Annotated in this window: 1 protein-coding gene; it reads right to left on the bottom strand. The window is 59.8% G+C overall.

Going from position 1 to position 851, the window contains the following annotated elements; genetic code table 11:
- Nucleotides 1–13: 13 nt before the first annotated feature.
- Nucleotides 14–777 (bottom strand): IS5 family transposase gene (locus tag AC0C6X_RS30090; protein WP_472956690.1). Its coding sequence is split into 2 segments (ribosomal slippage): nucleotides 14–444 and nucleotides 444–777, totalling 765 coding nucleotides; the frame shifts between segments, so codons are not numbered across the junction.
- Between the last annotated feature and the right edge of the window lie 74 nt (nucleotides 778–851).

Below are 851 nucleotides of genomic sequence, written 5' to 3'. Positions count from 1 at the left end.
CAGATGACTAGGGTCAGGACTCATTGATCCAAAAGATGAATGCTGCGGCGAAGGCAATGGCTGACAGGAAGGTATGAGCGCATCGGTCGTAGCGGGTGTGGATGCGACGCCAGTCCTTGAGCCGGGCGAACATGTTCTCGATCTTGTGGCGCTGTCGGTAGAGGATTGGATCATATACGTGCTTTGTGCGGTGTTTGGCATGAGGAGGAATGCACGGCGTGATGCCTCGATCTGCCAGCGCCTGCCGGAAGGCAGCGGAACTGTAGGCCCTGTCGGCGAGCAGGAAGCTGGCGTGCGGTAGCTGCTCGAGAACTGCGGCAGCAGTCTTGTGATCGTTGGCCTGTCCCTCGCTCAGATGCAGCAGCAGCGGCCGTCCCTTGCCGTCGCAAACCACCTGCAGTTTGGTAGTCAACCCGCCCCGGCTGCGTCCGATACATCGGGGTAGAGCCCCTTTTTGAGCAGGCTCGCCGCCGTTCGATGCGCCTTGAGATGAGTGGCATCGATCATCAGCTTCTCGGTACCGCCACTCTGCGCGGCTAGTTCGGCCAGGATGCGGTTGAACACGCCCAGTCGGCTCCAGCGGATGAAGCGGTTGTAGATGGTCTTGTGCGGACCGTAGCCGGCAGGGGCATCCCGCCAGCGCAATCCATTGCGGATCACAAACAGGATGCCGCTCAGCACCCGCCGGTCGTCCACGCGTGGAACCCCATGCGAAAGCGGAAAATAGGGCTCAATCCGGCGCATCTGCTCCGGGGTCAACATCAGCAAATCAGTCAAGGTGGCATCCTCCTGCCACCTTGAATCACCACCCAGTCGTCAATTCAACCAATTAATGGGTCCTGAGCCTAGCT

The organism is Ensifer sp. VA4, assembly GCF_055710065.1.
Note: the sequence above shows the minus strand (reverse complement) of the source record. Positions and strands in the feature narration are given on the sequence as shown.